Below are 18,635 nucleotides of genomic sequence, written 5' to 3'. Positions count from 1 at the left end.
GCCTGTCGCTTGACGCGACTGCGGCCGCGTGGCCTTGAGCCCACCTCCATGCGACTGGCCGACTTCGACTTCGATCTTCCAGAGGAGCGCATCGCGCTCCGTCCCGCGAGCCCGCGGGATTCCGCGCGCCTGCTCGTCGTGGAGCCGGGCCGTCCCTTGCAGGACCTGCACGTGCGCGAGCTGCCGGGCCAGCTGCGCGCCGGCGACATCCTCGTGCTGAACGACACCCGCGTGATCCCGGCCCGGCTGAAAGGCGTGCGCACCCGCGACGAGAGCCGGGTCGCGGTGGAGGCCACCCTGCACAAGCGCCTCTCGTCCAGCGCCTGGACCGCCTTCATGCGCCCCGGCAAGCGGCTCGCGCCCGGCGACCGGGTATCGTTCGGGGAGACGGACGACCGCGCCTGCTTCCTCGGAGCCCTGGACGCCACCGTGAAGGCGAAGGGCGAGGGCGGGGAGGTGACGCTGGCCTTCGACCTGGCCGGGCCGGACCTCGACGCCGCCATCGCCGAGCGCGGGGCCATGCCGCTGCCGCCCTACATCGCCGCCAAGCGGGCCGAGGACGCCCAGGACCGCGCCGACTACCAGACGGTCTACGCCGAGGAGGACGGCTCGGTGGCCGCGCCGACGGCCGGCCTGCACTTCACCCCCGAGCTCTTCGCCCGCCTGGAGGCGGCCGGGGTCGGGACCGCCTTCGTCACCCTGCACGTGGGCGCCGGCACCTTCCTGCCAGTGAAGACCGAGGACCTCTCCGAGCACCGTATGCACGCCGAATGGGGCGAGGTGGACGCCGCCACCGCCGAGCGCCTCAACGCCGTGCGCGCCGCCGGGGGCCGGATCATCTGCGTCGGCACCACCTCGCTTCGCCTGCTGGAGTCCGCCACCGGCGAGGACGGCGTTATCCGCCCGTTCATGGACGAGACCGCGATCTTCATCACCCCTGGCTACCGGTTCCGGGCCGCCGACGGCCTGATGACCAACTTCCACCTGCCGAAATCGACGCTGTTCATGCTGGTCTCGGCCTTCGCGGGCCTGGAGACCATGCGCGCGGCCTACGCCCACGCCATCGCCAGCGGCTACCGCTTCTATTCCTACGGGGACGCGTCCCTGCTCTGGAGGGCCTGATGGCCGCGTTCCCCTTCGCCATCCGGGCCACCGATGGCCAGGCGCGCACCGGCGTGCTCTCCACGCCGCGCGGCGAGATCCGCACGCCGGCCTTCATGCCGGTGGGGACGGCTGGCACGGTGAAGGCGCTGACCGTCGACCAGGTGGCGGCCACCGGCGCGGACATCATCCTGGGCAACACCTACCACCTGATGCTCCGCCCCACCGCCGAGCGGGTGGCGCGACTGGGCGGACTGCACCGCTTCATGCGCTGGGAGCGGCCGATCCTCACCGATTCCGGCGGCTTCCAGGTGATGTCGCTCTCGAAGATCTCGAAGGTCACCGAAGAGGCGGTCACCTTCCAGAGCCACCTGGACGGCTCGCGCCACGTGCTGAGCCCGGAGCGCTCCATCGAGATCCAGGCCGACCTGCTGGGCTCCGACATCGTCATGCAGCTCGACCAGCTGGTGGGCCTGCCGGCCCCGGAGGCGGAGGTCGCCGCGGCCATGCGGCTCTCCGCCCGCTGGGGAACGCGTTCGAAAGCCGCGTTTGGAGAGCGGGAGCGTCAGGCTCTGTTCGGCATCCAGCAGGGCGGCACGATGGAGCACCTGCGCCGGGAATCGGCCGAACGGCTGATCGAGACGGGCTTCGACGGCTACGCGATCGGCGGCCTGGCGGTCGGCGAAGGCCACGAAGGCATGGTGGAGGTGCTGGAGTACGCGCCGGCCATGCTGCCCGCCGACCGGCCGCGCTACCTGATGGGCGTGGGCAAGCCCATCGACCTCGTCGAGGCCGTGGCCCGCGGCGTCGACATGTTCGACTGCGTCCTGCCCACCCGCTCCGGCCGCCACGGGCAGGCCTGGACCTGGGATGGCCCGATCAACCTGAAGAACGCCCGCTTCGCCGAGGATGACGCGCCGCTGGACCCTGCGAGCGACGTGCCGGCCAGCCGCGACTATTCGAAGGCCTACCTGCACCACCTGGTGAAGGCCGACGAGATCCTCGGCCAGGTGCTGCTGTCCTGGCACAACATCGCCTTCTTCCAGGCCCTGATGGCGGCGATGCGCGCGGCCATCGCCGAGGGGCGGCTGGACCAGTTCCGGCGAGACTTCCGGGCTAGGGCGTCTTCCGGGTCGGAAACTTCGGCTTGAAACCCTGGGTGACCACCGGTGTGCCGGCCTTCACGTGGCTGGGCGTCGCCGGCGGTTTGCAGCCCTTCGATTCGCCCAATCCTTTGAGATAGGCCCGGCGCACGCCGCCGGCGGTGATCGCAGCCTGGACGTATTCGTCGTGCCGCTCCGCGCCGGTCAGCTTGCGCACCCAGCCGCGGAACGGGATCGCGTCGCTGGTCACGCTGGCCACGGCCCCATAGGCCGTCTCGCGGCTCAGGAGGTCGTCCTCGGTGGTCTGCGGCACGTCGAGGTCGGCGCCCAGCGCCTCGTCCAGCGGCTGCACCAGCGCGATCAGGGTGTTGCAGCGCGTGTTGGGCGGCCGCGCGTAGGGATCGGCCATGGCCTGCAGAAGCACGTCTGGGATCTTGGTGCGCAGCACGTTCAGGTCCCGCAGCGGCGCCGAGACGGCGCCGGTCATGGTCTCGCGCTTCGCCTCCGTGGAGGTCTGCACGCGCCCATCCGGGCTTCCGGTGACGCACCCGGCGAGGCCGGCGGCGAGGATCAGGGCGGGGAGGGCGGCGTATCGCATCGGCGGACATCCTAGCTTCGCCTGTGGCGCTGTTAAGGCGGTTAGACGCCCTTGCGCGCGCCGGGCTCGCCGCCTAGGGTCCGCGCCGCTTCGCCCGGGCGGTCTCACGAAGGCCCGCCCGCGTCGGGGGCCGGTAGCTCAGTGGTAGAGCATTCGACTTTTAATCGAATGGTCGTGAGTTCGAACCTCACCCGGCCTACCAATCAGGACGCCAGGTTCTCGGGCCTGCGGGCGACCTTCACCGTCACCTCCCGGCGCTGCCGGTCGCGGATCACGCCGAGCGCCAGGCTGGAGCCCGGCTGGGCGTTGGCGATGGCCCGGGTCAGCCCGCCGGCCCCGGTGATCGCGTCGCCCCCCACCGCGGTGATGATGTCGCCCGACTGGAGCACGCCCGCCGCCGGGCCGCCCCTCTCGACGGTCGCAATCACCGCGCCGCGCTGGCCCTGCGCCCCCAGCTGGTAGGCGATGGCAGGCGTGAGGTCGGCGACGCCCACGCCCAGATAGCCGCGGGTGACGCGTCCCGCGCGGATCAGCTGGCGGGTGACGTTCTCGGCCAGGTCCGCGGGAATGGCGAAGCCGATGCCGACCGAGCCGCCGGTAGGGGAGAAAATCGCCGTGTTGACGCCGACGACGCGGCCCTGCAGGTCGAACGACGGCCCGCCCGAATTGCCGCTGTTGATGGGCGCGTCGATCTGCAGGTAGCTGACATAGGCCTCGCCGATTTCGCGGCCATGCGCCGAGACGATGCCGGCGGTCGCCGTGCCGCCCAGGCCGAAGGGATTGCCCACGGCCACCACCCAGTCGCCCACCTCCGGCAGGGCGGAGGCCGCGAAGCTCACGAAGGGCAGGGCGCGGGCGTCGATCTTCAGCACCGCCAGGTCCGTCGGCGGATCGCGGCCGATGAGGCGGGCGGGGAACTGGCGGCCGTCGGCGAGCGCGACCATCACCTGCTGGGCGCCCTCCACCACATGGTTGTTGGTCACCACATAGCCGTCGGCGCTGATGATGAAGCCGCTGCCGGCGCCGCGCCGCACGGGGACCGCGCCCATGCCCGGCGGCAGCTGGCCCAGCCAGTCGCCGGGCGAGGCGCCCAGCGCCAGGGTGTCGATGGAGACCACCGCCGGCGACACCTGCTTCACGATGGGTGCGAAGGAGCTCGGCGCGCTCCCTGCAGGCGCGGCCACGATCGGGGTGGCGGCGGGCGTCGTCGCGGAGCTGGTCGCGGCGGGTCGCTCGCAGCCGCCGAGCGTCAGGAGCGCGGCGGACAGGGCGAGAGCAAACGTGCGGCGAATCATCTTCAGCCTCGCGAGGAAGTCTGCGCCGTCCGGGGCGGACGGCGCCCGTGAGAGACGCAGGCCTAGCGCAGTGCGCCGCCGCCGTCAGCCCGCCGGCCGGTTCCACTGGACCCCCGCGCCGCCTGTGATAGCCCTCGCAGCATCATGGATCGGGGATAGTCACGGTGGCGTACGACACGGCGGAGAGGCCTGCGCGCCGCGCATTCCTCAGGCAGGCCTCGGCGGCGGGCCTCTTTACCCTCGGCGGCTGCGCCACCGCCGCGACCCCGTCGTTCGCGCCGAAGCCCGCCTTCCGCCCGGTCCCGCCGCTCGCCCGGGTGAACGCCCGGCCGGAGCGGATCATGAACATCACGGTCTGCCTGCGGCCCTTCCGCGCCGCCGGTCCGAGGCTCGACACCGAGACGGTGGGCGACAAGCTCGTGGTCCACAACTACGGCCACGGCGGCAGCGGCTGGTCGCTGTCCTGGGGCTCGGGGATGATCGCGGTGAAGAAGGCGCTGTCGGCCGGCGCCCGCGACATCGCGGTGATCGGCTGCGGGGCGCTCGGCCTGACCGCAGCGGTCGTGGCCCAGCGGGCCGGAGCGACCGCCACCATCTACGCCAAGGACCGGATGCCCGACGTGCGATCGGCCAGGGCCACCGGCGTCTGGTCGCCGGACTCGCGGATCGCCACGGCCGCCGCCGCCCCGCCGGACTTCCCGGCGCTCTGGGAGGAGATGACTAGGTCCTCCTTCCGCATGTTCCAGAGCTACCTGGGCCTGCCCGGCTCGCCGATCGAATGGATCGACCGCTACGTGCTCTCCGACGCGCCGCCAGCCAGCCGCGCGGACCCCGTGGGCTTCGCCCACTACGGGAGCCGGGTGCGCGACCTGACCCCGCCGATGGAGTCCCTGCCGCCGGGCAGCCACCCGTTCCCCACGGCCTATGCGCGGCGCACCTCCCTGCCGATGTTCAACATCGCCGAGTACGCCCGGGTCCTGACCGCCGAGTTCCTGCAGAACGGCGGCCGCATCGAGACGACGGAGTTCTACACCCCGGCCGACCTGGCGCGCCTCAAGCAGCGGGGGATCATCAACTGCACCGGCTATGGCGCCCGCGCCCTCTGGAAGGACGAGACGCTGGTGCCGGTCCGCGGCCAGATCGCCTGGCTGATCCCGCAGCCGGAGGTGAACTACGGCATCGTCTACGACAACGTCACCATGCTGGGCCGCCGGGACGGGATCGTGATCCAGCAGACCGGGCCGGACGAGGGCTGGGGTTACGACGACCCGAACGAACGGCCCGACCGCGCCGAGGCCGAGGCGGCCGTCGCCTCCATCGCCCGCGTCTACGCCTAGCCGGGGGACCTGCGGCTCCCTAGATTGGGCGGGCTGCGGCGGGCTACGACGGCCCTCGGGCGCGCCACTTCGGCCCCATTCCGGACCGTGGGTCAGAGCGTCTTCGTAAGAGCGTTCTCCCGCCGCAGCGCCCTTCCTACTGTTGCTGTTGCTGGCGCTGTTGCTCGACCAGCGCGCTCATGGAGGCGCGGCGGCGTCCGTCCCGCGCGGTGGCGGCCGCCTGGTTCATGCGCAGGAACTCGGGCTCGCTGAGCGCCGTCCGGGCGCGGCGCACGGTGACCCCGACCGCCAGCTGGCTCTCGGCCTCGCCCTTGTAGACGCCGCGCGATGGCGGCACGTCGGAGTAGTCCCGGCCGATGGCGCAGGAGACGTGCCGCTCCCCGGTTTCGATGTTGTTGGTCGGGTCGAAGCCGATCCAGCGCAGGCTGGGCAGGAAGACCTCCACCCAGGCGTGCGTGGCGTCGGGATCCGAGCGGTCGTGGCCGCGGTCGGTGAACAGGTAGCCGGAGACGTAGCGCGCCGGGATCCCCCACGCGCGGCAGACGGTGATCATCACATGGGCGAAGTCCTGGCAGACCCCTTTACGCTCTTCCAGCACGTGGTCGATGGGGCTGTCGGCGCGGGTCACCCCCGCCTCGTACTCGAACGCTTCGTAGATGCCCGCCGAGAGCTGGCGCACCGCGCTCAGCGGGTCCTGGGCCCGCAGGCGATGCAGGCCGTGCTCCTCCAGGAAGGCGTGCAGGTGCTCGCTGTCGCGGGCGAAGCCGTGCGGCCGCAGGAACTCGAAGCAGTCGCCCTGCACGAAATCGGCGCGCAGCCGGTCCCACTCGCCCATGTCCAGCGCGTCGGGCAGGGGCGCGGGTGCGGAGGTCTCGACCGCGGATCGGGCGGTGATCGTCAGCCGGTCGTGCGGCTGGGGCACGTCGAAGTGGTAGACGGCGTTGCCGAAGGGGTCGGCGTAGGAGAACAGCTTCGCGGCCGGCTCCAGCTCCAGGTCGAAGCTGACCAGGCGCTGGCTGTGGCTGCGCTGGGGCTGCATCCACACCTCCATGACGCTCTCGCGCACGGGCTCGTCGTACTGGTACTGCGTCACGTGGCGGACTTCGAGGAGCACGGGAAGGTCCTTCAGGCCGGCAGGCGCTGTTCGAGGGGATAGGCGACGAAGGTCTCGTAGATCGTCCGGTGGATGGCGGCGCACTCGTCCAGCACGCTCTTGATGAAGGCGCTGGCGCCCTGGGCCAGGATCTCGTCCATGTCCGCGTACTGCAGCCGCGCGCGCAGGCGCCCCGCCAGGCGGTCGGGGCTCGTGTGGCCGGATTCCACATGGCCGCTGACGCCTGCCAGATGCTCCTCGATTTGCGCGGTGCAGAACCGCAGCGAGCGGGGGAAGTCCTCGTCCAGCAGCAGGAACTCCAGGATGAAGCGCGGCTGCATGTCGGCCGTGTAGACCCGCAGGTACGGCTCGAGCGCGCAGCTCATGCGCAGCAGGCTGGTCAGCGCGAAGTGGTCGGCGATCGGCCGCCTGCGCCCGTCGCCGAAGCACACCTCCAGCAGGCCGCCGATCAGCTGGGCGCGCTCCAGGTAGACGCCGAGCAGCAGGAACCGCCACCCCTCGCCATGGCTCATGGTGGCGTCGGCGGCGCCCTTGAAGAGGTGCAGGTCGGCGATGGTGTCGTGCAGGAAGAGCTGCGAGCCGTCGCGGAAGGCGCGCGCGGCGTTCGGGTCGCTCATCCGCAGGTGGACGAGGTTCAGCCGCTCCCAGGTCTCGGTGGTGATCTGGTCGCGCACCTGGCGGGCGTTCTCCCGCGCCTTGGCGAGCGAGGTGGCGATCGAGCCGGGATCCTCGCGGTCCAGCACCAGGGCGAGCGCCGCCTCGTAAGGGTTCTTCGCCTTGGCCGGATCCGGGTCACCCACGGCCGACAGCGCGATCCGCGCCACCTGGGTCGCCGCCTCGCTGCGGTCGAGCGTGGCGTTGAGCATCACGTCGGAGAGCCGCGCCATGTGCTCGGCGCGTTCCACGTAGCGGCCGATCCAGTAGAGGCTGTCCGCCACCCGGGCGAGCATCATGGGAGCGGCCCTTCCTTCGGGACGGCCGGCGCCGTGGCGGCGCCGTCCTGGTCGCCGTCGAGCACCCAGGTGTCCTTGGAGCCGCCGCCCTGGCTGGAGTTGACCACCAGGGAGCCCCGGCGGAGCGCCACACGGGTGAGGGCGCCGGGCGTCACCACGATCTTCTCGCCGGACAGGATGAATGGCCGCAGGTCCACGTGCCGCGGCTCGATCGCGGAATCGATCAGGCACGGCGCGGTGGAGAGCTGGATCGTCGGCTGGGCGATGTAGTTGGCCGGGTCGGCCTTCACGGCCGCGGCGAAGGTCTCGCGCTCGGCGCGGGTGGAGTGCGGCCCCACCAGCATGCCGTAGCCGCCCGACGCGCCCACCGCCTTGACCACCAGCTTGTCGAGGTTGGCCAGCACGTGGCTGAGCTGGCTGGGCTCGCGGCAGAGGTAGGTCTCGATGTTGGGCAGGATCGGTTCCTCGCCCAGGTAGTAACGGATGATCTCGGGGACATAGGCGTAGACGGCCTTGTCGTCGGCGACGCCGGTGCCCGGCGCGTTGCAGATCACCACATTGCCCGCCCGGTAGGCGTTGAACAGGCCAGCCGCGCCGAGGCCGGAATCCCGGCGGAAGGTGAGGGGGTCTATGAAGTCGTCGTCCACGCGGCGGTAGATCACGTCGATCCGGCGCAGACCCGTGGTGGTCCGCATGTAGACCATGTTGTCGTGCACCACGAGATCGCGGCCCTCGACCAGGGGCGCGCCCATCAGCCGGGCGAGGTAGGCGTGCTCGAAGTAGGCGGAGTTGTAGACGCCCGGCGTCAGCACCACGACCTGCGGGTTGGGCCGCCAGTCCGCCGCCATGCTCTTCAGCGTCGAGAGCAGCAGGTCGGGGTAGCGGTCGATGGGCCTGACGCCGGCGCCGCGGAAGGTGCCGGGAAAGACCCGCTTCGAGGCCTCGCGGTTGGCCAGCATGTAGGAGACGCCCGAGGGAACCCGCAGGTTGTCCTCCAGCACCGCGAAGCTGCCGTCGGGCTGGCGGATGAGGTCCGAGCCGCAGACGTTGGCGTAGGGCTGGTGCGGCACGTAGAGGTTCTGCATCTCCCGTCGGTATGAGGGGGCGCAGAGCACAAGGTCGCGCGGCACGACCCCGTCCATCAGGATCTGCTGCTCGGCGTAGATGTCCGCGAGGAACATGTTCAGCGCCTTCAGGCGCTGGGTCAGCCCGGCCTCGATGGTCGCCCACTCCTGGGCGGCGATGATCCGCGGCAGCAGGTCCGTGGGGATGATCCGCTCGGTGGTGCTTTCGGCCCCGTAGACCGTGAAGGTGATCCCCTGCAGCAGGAAGAACCGCTCGAGCGTCCGCTGGCGCTCGGCCAGGTCCTGGGCGCTCAGGGTCTCCAGGCGGCCCGCAAGGGCGGCGTAGTGCGGGCGGACCTCCCCGTCCGGCGCCCGCATCTCGTCGTAGGGCGCAAGCGTCGGGACCCGGACGTCGATCGCCTGCTCGTCCCTCGCCACGCCCCGCCGATCCTCTTCAACGTTGAAGGTCCTCGCAGACCCTAACGCCTGGAGCGCCCCGGCGGAGCCTCAATCGACAGGTCGGCGCGGGACTGCCCAAAGATTGGGCAGTCCCGCCCGTCGCATCAGAACAGCCAGTCGGCTCGGGTCAGGCTGGTGGGCGCGACGCCGTCGAGGGTGACGATGTGGGTGGGCCACTGGCCGCCCCACGGCCCGTCGGCGTCCAGCATCACCTTCGTGCCGCCCGCGCCGTCGGAGACGAAGCTCAGGTCGCGCATCACGTCGCCGCCGGTGTAGGCCGAGGCCAGGCCCGTGAGGTCCAGCTTGTCGACGCCGGCCTGGAAATCGGTCACCCGGCCGGCGTTCCAGGGCAGGGCGTCGAAGTCGAAGCGGTCTGCGCCCGCGCCGCCGGTCAGCCGGTCAGGCCCCTGGCCCGCGGTCAGCGTGTCGTTGCCGCTGCCGCCGGTCAGGACGTCGCCATAGGTCTTGGAGACCAGCGCCACGCCGCCCGTGGAAGGTGGCGGCGGCGGCGGCTCGGCCGTGGACCCGCCCTGGCCGAACAGCTTGGCGGCGGTCAGCCCCGAAGCGGAGACGCCCTCCAGGGTGACCACGTGGTAGGGCCACTGGCCGCCCGCGCCGTCCACGTCGAGCACGACCTTCGTGCCCCCCGCGCCGTCGCTCTCGAAGGTGATCGCGTCGCGGTTCGGCAGGGCCTGCAGGTCCAGGCGGTCGACCCCGACCTGGAAGTCCTTGATGCGGCCGGCGTTCCACGGCAACGCCTTCAGGGCGAAGGTGTCCGCGCCGGCGCCGCCGGTGAGCTGGTCAGGCCCCTGGCCTGCGGTAAGGGTGTCGCTCCCCGAGCCGCCGATCAGGACATCGCCGTACTTGGTCGAGGTGAGCGTCAGGCCGGTCGACGTGGTCGGCGGGGGAGGCGGCGGCGGCGTGACGGGCGGCGGAGGCGGCGGGGGCGTGGGGCCCGGTGTCCAGTTCGGATCCGGCAGATTCCAGGCCTTCACGTAGTCGACCTTCATCGCGGCCGGCCACGGGGTGGTCCCGTCGGGCGAGCCTGCCCAGTTCCCGCCCACCGCCAGGTTGACGATCATGTGCATGGGCCGGTGCATGTCCACCGGGGTCGGCGTGCGCCACACCTCGGTCCCGTCCACGTAGAAGATGATGTCCTGGGCGTTCCACAGCGCGCCGTAGGTGTGGAAGCCGGAGTCGTCCGGCACGAAATTCTGCAGGCCCGCGGCCGGCACGGCGTTCGAGTGGATGGCGTTGTACGGGATCTTGGTGTTCGACCCGAGGCCTTCGAGAATGTCGATCTCGTTGTTGCCTTCGCCCAGCAGCCAGAAGGCCGGCCACAGGCCCTGGCCGTGCGGCAGCTCGGCGCGGATTTCGAAGTAGCCGTAGGTCTGCTGGTAGTGGGAATCCAGCATGCCGGAGCTGTACTGGTAGCCCCACATCTTGCCGGCCAGGTCGCCGGAGAGCGGCTGGGCCTTGATGGTCAGGACGCCGCCGTCGATCGAATAGGGATTGAGCCCCAGGGGCGCGCCGGTCGTGCCCTTGAATTCGGGCGCCACATAGATCTGCTGCTCGCCGTTGCGGGGCAGGGTGAAGCTGTTCAGCCCATCGCCGGCGTAGCCGAAGTTGGTCTTCCAGACCGTGCCGGTCTGCAGGCTGTCGAAGTTGTCCTGGAAGGTGGGATTGCCCAGCGCCCGGTACTCGATTGGCAGTTGGAAGTCGCGGGCCGCGAACTGGCCGACGCTGGCATTGCGGAACAGGATTTGCGTGCCGCCGTCGTTGAGCAGCACATCGGAGCCCTGCTGGCTCATGGCCGCCTTGACCTCGTCGAAGGTGTTCAGCTGGCCGCCGATGAGGCGGATCTTGTCGCTCCAGGACTGGAAGTCCTCGATGACCTTGTTCCCCTCGCCCTGGCGCACCAGGAAGGTGTCGGCCCCCGCGCCGCCCACCAGCACGTCGGCGCCCTTGCCGCCATAGATGAACTGGTCGCCGTCGAGGCCCTGGATGATGTTGTCGGAGTCGTTGCCGGCCGCGTAGCTGCCGCCGCCGAAGACGATCAGGTTCTCCACGTTGGCGGGCAGGGTGTAGGACGACCAGATCTTGATGGTGTCCACGCCGCCGCCGGCCCACTCCACGACCGAGTCGCGCGTGTCGCGGACCCAGTAGAAGTCGTCGCCGCCCTGGCCCACCAGGGTGTCGCGGCCCCCGCCGCCCTCGAACTGGTCGGGGCCGGCGGACCCGTTCAGGGTCTCGTTCGCCCAGGAGCCGTTCACATAGCGGACGCCCCACTGATTGGTGTCGGGCAGCATCGCGCCCGCAAAATTCCGATACCCCATGCGGAAACCCTCGGCGGTTCTGGTGAGTTGTTTGGAGGTCCGACGGCCCTGCGGCCGAGCGGCGCTCCCCCCTGCTTCTCGCCGAATTAGGGGAGACGTTTCTTCGCAGCAACATCAGTCTGTTGTGACGCTTGGACTTATGGTCACAAGCTATTGTGACCGCGCGCCTACGTCAGGCGACCGCATTTGCCAAATTTAAGCCGGATTTGTTGTTAGTCGCGTCTGCAACCGCCTAGCTTGTTTACTTGCGAACAACCTTCTATCCAGAGTTGTTCTTGCGTGCAGCGCCACACAACGTCGCAGTCGAGCACCTGACGTATCTCGCGTGCAAATGCCTGCCAGCGGAGCCGTGACAGCGCCGCGAGGCGCGGCTAAACCGACTCCTGGGGGCGCTTGGGGACACTAGGGCTTTGAGTCGACTGGTTTACGCCGTCGCCGCCTCCGCGGCCCTGTGCGCCGCCCTCGCCGGGCCCGCACGAGCCGACGAGCCGCGCGCCACCGTGGAAGGCGAACTGGACGCGGCGCTGCGGGAAGCTATCGAGCGTGCGGTCGGCGAGACGGACCGTCCCGTGGAGAACCGTTTCGAGGCCCGCCGCCGCGCCCGCGCGGCGGCCGAAGACGCCATCGCGGTGCTGCGTTCGGAGGGCTACTACGCCTACGTCGTGGAGCCGGACGTCAGCGACGCCGAGCCGCCCGCCGCCGTGGTGCGGGTCACGCCGGGGCCCCGCTTCACCGTGGCAGAGCCGAAGATCAGCTGGGTGGGGGAGCCGCCCGAGCCGCAGGCGGGCCAGGCGGCGGCCGACGCCCTGGCCCTGGCTCCCGGTCAGCCGGGGCGCGCCGTGGAGGTGGTCGGCGCCGAGGGGCGCGCCGTGGCGGCGATCCAGAAGCGCGGCTACGCAGACGTCCGGGCCGAGCCCCGCGAGGTGATCGTCGACCACGCCGACCAGACCGTGAGGCCGACCTACCGCATCGCCGCGGGGGAGATCGTGCGCCTCGACGGCATCGACCTGACCACCGACGGCCGGACCGATCCCGCCTGGGTCAGTCGGCTGGCGCCCTGGCGTCCCGGCCAGGCCTACGACCCGGACTCGGTGGCGGAACTGGAGCGGCGGCTGCTGGACGCAGGCGTCTACGACTCCGTGACCGTGGCGCTGGCCCCCAAGGCCAAGGAGACGCCGGAAGGCCACCGACCGGTGGTCGTCAGCCTCGCCGAACGCAAGCGCCGGACCATCGAGGTCGGCGCGAGCTGGGCCACGGAGGAAGGCGGCGGGGTCGAGACGCGCTGGACCCGCTACAACTGGCTTGGCCGCGCCGACACCCTGTCGCTGCTCGGCCGGGTCTCGGAGCTGGATTCCCGGCTCAGCGCCACCGTCTCGCTGCCGCACTGGCGTCGTCCGCAGCAGACCCTGACCGGTTCGGCGGCGGCCTACCGCGTCACCACCGACGCCTACGACGAGACCGGGGTCGGCGTCCGCGGGGACGTCACCCGCCGGTTCGGGCGCACGTCGTCCTTTGTGCAGGGCTCCTACGTGACGCTCGGCGGCTCCGTGGACGTCAGCCGCACCGAGGAACTGCGCGTGGAGGAGCTCACGCCGCTCGGCCGCGATCTCGTCACCGTGGCGGCGCTGGGCGACTTCGCCGTGGACAGGTCGGACGATCCTCTCGACCCGCGCAGCGGCTGGCGGGCCAACGTTCGCGCCGAGCCCACCCTGATCGTCGGCGAGACCAACCTGCCTTATGTGCGCATCCAGGCGCAGGGCTCCCACTACTGGCCGTTCGGCGCGCAGGCGCGGACCGTGGTGGCCAGCCGCCTTCGCCTAGGCGTGATGGTCAACGGCCAGATCCCCCAGGTGCCGGCCTCCCGGCGCTTCTACTCCGGCGGCGGCGGCTCGGTGCGTGGCTTCGGCTACCAGGACGTGGGGCCGAGGCTCGCCGACGGCACGCCGCAGGGCGGGGCCTCGCTCTTCGAAGCCTCGGTCGAGCTGCGCCGCCAGATCACCCCGCGCTGGGAGGTGGCCGCCTTCGTCGACGGCGGCTCGGTCGGCTCTGACCAGACGCCGGACTTCGACAACTTCGCGATCGGCGCAGGCATCGGCGTCCGCTACCACCTGGGCTTCGGGCCGATCCGGGTGGATGTGGCCACGCCCGTCACGCAGCGAAACGGCGGCGCGCCGTTCCAGATCTACGTCAGCATCGGGCAGAGCTTTTGACCGAGACCGGCGACACGCCCGCGCCGGCGGAGGCGCTCAAGCGCTCGGCGATACCGAAGGCGATCGTCGCAGTCTGCCTTGGCGTGCTCGTGCTGCTGGGCGCGCTCGTGGCCGGGACTCGGTATGGCGTGCTCCTGCCGCAGGCCCGCCTGCTCATCGAGGCGCGCACCGACGGGCTCAAGGTCGGCCGGGTGGGACGGTTGAAGATCGAAGGGCTGTCCGGCGACATCTGGCGCGACTTCAGTGTCCGCAAGCTCACCATCCGGGACGAGAAGGGCGTGTGGCTGGAGGCCAATAACGTCCATCTCACATGGAGTTACCTCGAACTCTTCAGGCGGCGGTTCCACGCCGACTCCATCGAGGCCCAGTCGATCCGGATCCTGCGGCGGCCAACGCTGACGCCAAAAGGGAAGGACCGGGGCCTGCCGGTGTCCTTCGAGATCGAACAGGCCCGCGCCCGGGTGGAGATGCTGCCCGAGTTCAGCTACCGCCGGGGCGTCTACGACCTCACCGCCGCCCTCGACATCGAGCGTCGCGGAGGCCGCAAGGTCGACGTCCGTGCGCTCAGCGTCCTCCATCCCGGCGACCACCTCTACCTGAACCTCGATGCCGGGCCCGCGCGGCCACTGCGGCTGCGGGTGGACGCGCTGGAGGCCCGCGGCGGAGCGCTCGCCGGCGCCCTCGGCCTCGCGTCCGACCAGCCGTTCGCCCTGCAGGCCGCCGCCGACGGGCGCGGCTCCACCGGCCGCTTCACCGCCTACGCCACCTCCGGCAGTCTCCGGCCCCTGGAGGCGCAGGGCGCCTGGACCGAGGCCGGCGGGCAGGCGGCCGGCCGGCTGTCGCTGACCGCCTCGACGCTGACCCGCCGCTGGGCCGAGCGCCTGGGCCCCGAGGTCGCCTTCACGCTTGCCGGGCGCAAGTCGGGCGCGGACCTCTATGCCCTGGATGGCCGCTTCACCGCCGAGAACCTGGTGGTCCAGGCGGTCGGCCTTGGCAATCTCGCGGAACGCCGCCTGGGGCCCAAGGGCCTGACCCTCACCGCCACCACGCGGTCCCTGTCACAGATCGTCGGCGGACCGCAGATGGGCGCCACGCGCGTCACCGGGGTGCTGACGGGCGGCGCGGCCGGCTACCGGTTTGCGGGCTCCGGCGCCGTCTCGCAACTGCGGCTGGGCGGCTACGGCCTGGCCCAGGTCTCCGGGCCCATCGAGGTCGAGACGCGCGCGGGCGCGATCACGGTGGAGGCCGACCTCGCCGGGCGCGGCGGGACCGGGACCGGGTTCGTGGCCGCGATCCTCGGCGGAACGCCCCGCGCCGGCCTGGACGGGTCACGTCTCGCCGACGGCCGGCTGGCGCTCCGCTCGCTCGACCTGGACGGCCGGGGCCTGGACGTGGAGGCGAGCGGCGGCCGGGGCCTGCTGGGCGGGCTCAACTTCAAGGGCCGCGCCCTGGTCTCCAACCTCGCCGCGGCCCGGCCCGGCGCCTCCGGACAGGCGACCGCCACCTGGAGCGCCACCCAGGCCGGCGCCGGCAGGCCCTGGGTGTTCGACGTCGACGCCCGCGGCCAGCGCCTGGCCACCGGCTTCGCCGAACTCGACCGCCTGCTGGGCGGCGCGCCGCGGCTGTCGCTCCAGGCCAACGTCCAGGGGCGGCGTGTGGCGGTGGCCAAGGCGGCCCTCGACGGCGCGGCCTTCGACGCCTCCACCGCAGGAGTTCTGGCGGCCGACGGGGGGCTCGCCTTCAAGGTCGACTGGAACGCCGTCGGCCCGTTCCGCGCGGGCCCCGTGGAGATCACCGGCCGCGCCCGCGGCGACGGGGCGATCAGCGGCACGCTCGGCGCCCCGCGCGCCGACCTCACCGCCCGCGTCGACGAGGTGGACGTGCCGCGGCTGCCGCTCCGCGACGCCCAGATCACGCTCAGCTTCCTGCGCGGCGCGGACGGCTCGTCGGGCGCGATCGCCGTCTCGGCGCAGAGCCAGCACGGCCCGGCCCAGGCCCGTTCCGACTTCCGCTTCCCGGCCGGCGGCGTGGACCTCACCAACCTCAACGTCGACGCCGGCGGGCTGAAGGCCTCCGGGGCCCTGTCGCTGCGCCGGCGCACGCCCTCGGCCGCCGACCTCACGGTGGAGGTGGGGCCGGGGGCTTTCATCCGGTCGGGCCGGATCGCCGGGACCGCCCGCATCGTCGACGCCGCGGGCGGCCCGCGGGCGGACCTGGACCTCACGGCCCAGGGTACGGCCCTGGGGTCCGGCACGGTGGTCCGGACGGCGCGGATCTCCGCCGAAGGGCCGCTGGCGCGGCTCCCCTACACCGCCGAGGCCGAGGGCGTGACCCGCGCGGAGCGCTGGAGCCTGGCCGGCCGCGGCCTGCTGGCCGAGACCCGCCCGGGCTACGCCCTCAGCTTCGACGGCACGGGCCGCCTGGGCGACCGCAATCTGCGCACGGCGGAGACCGCTGTCCTCCGGTTCGGCGGACCGGAGCGGAGCGCGCGCGTGCGACTGGCGGCGACCGACGGCGGACGTATAGATCTCGACGGCCGCCTGGCCGGCGACCTCGCCGACGTGCGGGCCGAAGTCTCCGGCCTGGGGCTGGGCCTCTTCGACCAGGACCTTGCTGGCCGGGTGGAGGGCACGCTCAGCCTGCAGGGCCGCGGCGCGGCGCTCACCGGCCAGGTGGATGCCCGCCTGAGCGACGCGCGCGGGCGCGGCTCTCCGGCCAGCGCGGGGATCGACGGCGTCGTGCGCGGTCGGCTGGCGGACTCCAGCCTCACCCTGGAGGCGTCGGCGACCAATGAGCAGGGGTTGCGGGCCACCACCTACCTCGTCCTGCCGACCGAGGCCTCGGCGGCGCCGTTCCGCCTGGCGGTCGCGCGCCAGCGGCCGATGCAGGGCCGCTTCGCCGCCGAGGGCGAGGTGCGGCCGTTGTGGGACCTGCTGGTCGGCGGCGAGCGCAGCCTGGCCGGCCAGGTCTCCACCGCCGGCACGCTCAGCGGCACCCTGGCCGCGCCGCAGGCGGCGGGGCGGATCACAGTCACCGGCGGCCGGTTCGACGACGGCCAGACGGGTCTCTCGCTGCGCCAGGTCTCCCTGCGCGCCGACTTCGCCCAGAGCGCGGTCAACGTGACCCGGGCCACCGGCGTCGACACCCAGGGCGGTTCGGTGGCCGGGGCCGGGCGGATCAGCCTGGCGCGCAACGGCGTCTCCAGCTTCCGCCTGAACCTCGACAACTTCCGCCTGATCGACAACGACCAGGCCACCGCCCAGGCCAGCGGGCCGGTGACCATCGACCGCGGCGCCGACGGCCGTGTCCGCCTGTCCGGGGACCTGACCATCAACGAGGCCGAGGTGGCCGCCGAACTGCCGACGCCCTCCGGGGTGGTCGCGATGGACGTGGTGGAGCGCAACCGCCCGCCCGAGCTCGCCGCCTCCCTGCCGCCGCCGCAGCGCCGCGGGGACGGCTGGGCCCTCGACGTGCGACTGCGCGCGCCGAACCAGGTCTTCCTGCGTGGCCGCGGCCTGGACGTGGAGCTCTCCCTCGACGCCCACGTGGGGGGCTCGACGTCGCGACCGCAGCTCAGCGGCACGGCTCGCGTGGTGCGCGGCGACTACGACTTCGCCGGCAAGCGCTTCATCTTCGACACCCGCAGCGTGGTCTACCTCTCCACCCGGCCGGGCGAGATCCGACTGGACCTGACCGCCACCCGCGACGACCCCTCCCTGACCGCCGTGGTTCGGATCCGGGGCACGGCGGCCCGGCCGGAGGTGACCCTGACCTCCACGCCCACCCTGCCGAACGACGAGGTGCTGTCCCAGGTGCTGTTCGGTCGCTCGGCCTCGCAGCTTTCGCCGATCGAGGCGGCACAGCTCGCCTCGGCGATCTCGGCGCTGGCGGGCGGCGGCGGCTTCGACGTGATCGGCAACCTGCGCACCTTCGCCGGCCTCGATCGCCTGGCCTTCGCCGGCGGCGGCGAGTCGGCCATGACCGTGGCCGGCGGCAAGTACATCACCGACGACGTCTACCTGGAGATCATCGGCGGCGGGCGCGAGGGCACCGCAGCGCAGGTGGAATGGCGGGTGACCCGCAACCTCGCGATCATCTCGCGCCTGACCGGGCAGGGCGGCTCGAAGCTCGCCGTGCGCTGGCGGCGCGACTACTAGGCGGCCTTGCCCCCGGACCGCCCGCCGGCCTCGGCGTAGGCCTGGGTGCCGCGGGTGAAGACCTTGTCCGTGGGCTCGATCGCCGCGATGGGGATGTCCCTGGCCTCGGCCAGCCGGGCGTAGATCGGCGCGAAATCCTGCAGGGTGGCGTCGAGCAGGGACTGCAGCGACGGGATCACGAAATAGACCTGCTGGAAGTCGTCGATTCGGTAGGGCGTGCGCATCACCCGCTCCAGGTCGAAGCCCAGGCGGTTGGGCGAGGGGTCGTCCAGCGCGAAGACCGATTCCGCGAAGCTCGAGACGATGCCCGCGCCGTAGATCCTGAGGCCCTGCGGCGTCTGCAGCAGGCCGAATTCCACTGTGTACCAGTAGAGCCGGGCGAGGTTGTGCAGCCGGCCCAGTCCCAGGGCGCGCCGGCCGCCCTCGCCATAGGCCTGCATGTAGTCGGCGAACACCGGGTCGGTGAGCATCGGCACGTGGCCGAACACGTCGTGGAAGATGTCCGGCTCCTGCAGGTAGTCCAGCTCCTCCGCCTTGCGGACGAACTGGCCGGCCGGGAAGCGGCGGTTGGCCAGGTGGTCGAAGAAGACGTCGTCCGGCACCAGCCCCGGCACGGCCACGACCGTCCAGCCGGTAAGCCGCTGCAGCTCCTCGTTGATGCGGGCGAAGTCGGGAATGCCGGCCCGGTGCAGGTCGAGCGCCTCCAGCCCCTTGAGGAACGGATCGGCGGCCCGGCCCGGCAGCAGCTTCGCCTGCCGCTCGTAGAGGGTGATCCAGACGTCGTGCTCGGCCTGGGAGTAGCTCTCCCACCCCTGGTCGATGGTCCAGTCGGCCCGCGCCCCGGGCGGCGGACCGTTGGCGAAACCGTCAGCGCTCATATGCGGAACAATGGCGCCCTTCGGGTGCAA

At 72.0% G+C, this 18,635-nt stretch carries 12 protein-coding genes and 1 tRNA gene; 6 read left to right on the top strand and 7 right to left on the bottom strand.

Annotated elements, in window-relative coordinates:
* Positions 1-48: 48 nt before the first annotated feature.
* Entirely contained in the window at positions 49-1,122 is a 1,074-nt protein-coding gene (gene queA / locus VM685_RS12955; protein ID WP_325460574.1) for a tRNA preQ1(34) S-adenosylmethionine ribosyltransferase-isomerase QueA, read from the top strand.
* On the top strand, positions 1,122-2,252 hold the full coding sequence (gene tgt, locus VM685_RS12950; RefSeq protein ID WP_325460573.1) for a tRNA guanosine(34) transglycosylase Tgt: 1,131 nt from the start codon (positions 1,122-1,124) through the stop codon (positions 2,250-2,252). The genes queA and tgt overlap by 1 nt, the downstream gene beginning before the upstream one ends.
* Here the strand turns inward: tgt and VM685_RS12945 are convergent.
* Positions 2,218-2,802: a hypothetical protein gene (locus VM685_RS12945; RefSeq protein WP_325460572.1), complete on the bottom strand. Its 585-nt coding sequence runs from the start codon at positions 2,800-2,802 to the stop codon at positions 2,218-2,220. The genes tgt and VM685_RS12945 overlap by 35 nt on opposite strands.
* A 127-nt stretch (positions 2,803-2,929) precedes the next feature.
* On the opposite strand from VM685_RS12945, the gene VM685_RS12940 reads away from it, so the two are divergent.
* Positions 2,930-3,004: transfer RNA gene (locus VM685_RS12940), tRNA-Lys, on the top strand.
* A 1-nt stretch (position 3,005) separates the two neighbouring features.
* On the opposite strand, the gene VM685_RS12935 is transcribed toward VM685_RS12940, so the two are convergent.
* Positions 3,006-4,097 (bottom strand): S1C family serine protease, encoded by a 1,092-nt coding sequence (locus VM685_RS12935; RefSeq protein ID WP_325460571.1) that lies wholly within the window; start codon positions 4,095-4,097, stop codon positions 3,006-3,008.
* Positions 4,098-4,261: 164 nt separating this feature from the next.
* Here VM685_RS12935 and VM685_RS12930 point away from each other — a divergent pair, with 164 nt between their 5' ends.
* The gene (locus VM685_RS12930; protein WP_325460570.1) at positions 4,262-5,434 is read left to right on the top strand and encodes an FAD-dependent oxidoreductase; all 1,173 of its coding nucleotides are present in this window, start codon (positions 4,262-4,264) and stop codon (positions 5,432-5,434) included.
* 136 nt (positions 5,435-5,570) lie between these two features.
* Here the strand turns inward: VM685_RS12930 and VM685_RS12925 are convergent, their stop codons facing one another.
* The 4 genes from VM685_RS12925 to VM685_RS12910 form a co-directional block, all read right to left on the bottom strand.
* The gene (locus tag VM685_RS12925) at positions 5,571-6,548 is read right to left on the bottom strand and encodes a transglutaminase family protein (RefSeq protein ID WP_325460569.1); all 978 of its coding nucleotides are present in this window, start codon (positions 6,546-6,548) and stop codon (positions 5,571-5,573) included.
* An 11-nt stretch (positions 6,549-6,559) separates the two neighbouring features.
* Complete coding sequence (locus tag VM685_RS12920; protein WP_325460568.1) at positions 6,560-7,501, bottom strand: alpha-E domain-containing protein; 942 nt, start codon at positions 7,499-7,501, stop codon at positions 6,560-6,562.
* Entirely contained in the window at positions 7,498-8,943 is a 1,446-nt protein-coding gene (locus VM685_RS12915) for a circularly permuted type 2 ATP-grasp protein (RefSeq protein ID WP_325460784.1), read from the bottom strand. The genes VM685_RS12920 and VM685_RS12915 overlap by 4 nt, the downstream gene beginning before the upstream one ends.
* 185 nt (positions 8,944-9,128) lie before the next feature.
* Positions 9,129-11,333, bottom strand: coding sequence for a family 16 glycosylhydrolase (locus VM685_RS12910; protein ID WP_325460567.1), 2,205 nt, complete (start codon positions 11,331-11,333; stop codon positions 9,129-9,131).
* A 437-nt stretch (positions 11,334-11,770) separates the two neighbouring features.
* Between VM685_RS12910 and VM685_RS12905 the strand changes: the two genes are divergently transcribed.
* Entirely contained in the window at positions 11,771-13,570 is a 1,800-nt protein-coding gene (locus VM685_RS12905) for an autotransporter assembly complex family protein (protein WP_325460566.1), read from the top strand.
* Positions 13,567-17,727, top strand: coding sequence for a translocation/assembly module TamB domain-containing protein (locus VM685_RS12900; protein ID WP_325460565.1), 4,161 nt, complete (start codon positions 13,567-13,569; stop codon positions 17,725-17,727). Before VM685_RS12905 ends, VM685_RS12900 begins: the two co-directional genes overlap by 4 nt.
* Here the strand turns inward: VM685_RS12900 and phhA are convergent.
* On the bottom strand, positions 17,724-18,605 hold the full coding sequence (gene phhA, locus VM685_RS12895; protein WP_325460564.1) for a phenylalanine 4-monooxygenase: 882 nt from the start codon (positions 18,603-18,605) through the stop codon (positions 17,724-17,726). The two genes, VM685_RS12900 and phhA, sit on opposite strands and share 4 nt — an antisense overlap.
* Positions 18,606-18,635: the final 30 nt, after the last annotated feature.

The organism is Phenylobacterium sp., assembly GCF_035539035.1.
Taxonomy (GTDB): domain Bacteria; phylum Pseudomonadota; class Alphaproteobacteria; order Caulobacterales; family Caulobacteraceae; genus Phenylobacterium.
The sequence above is the reverse complement of the archived record's forward strand: the minus strand, read 5'-3'. Positions and strand labels throughout refer to the sequence as shown.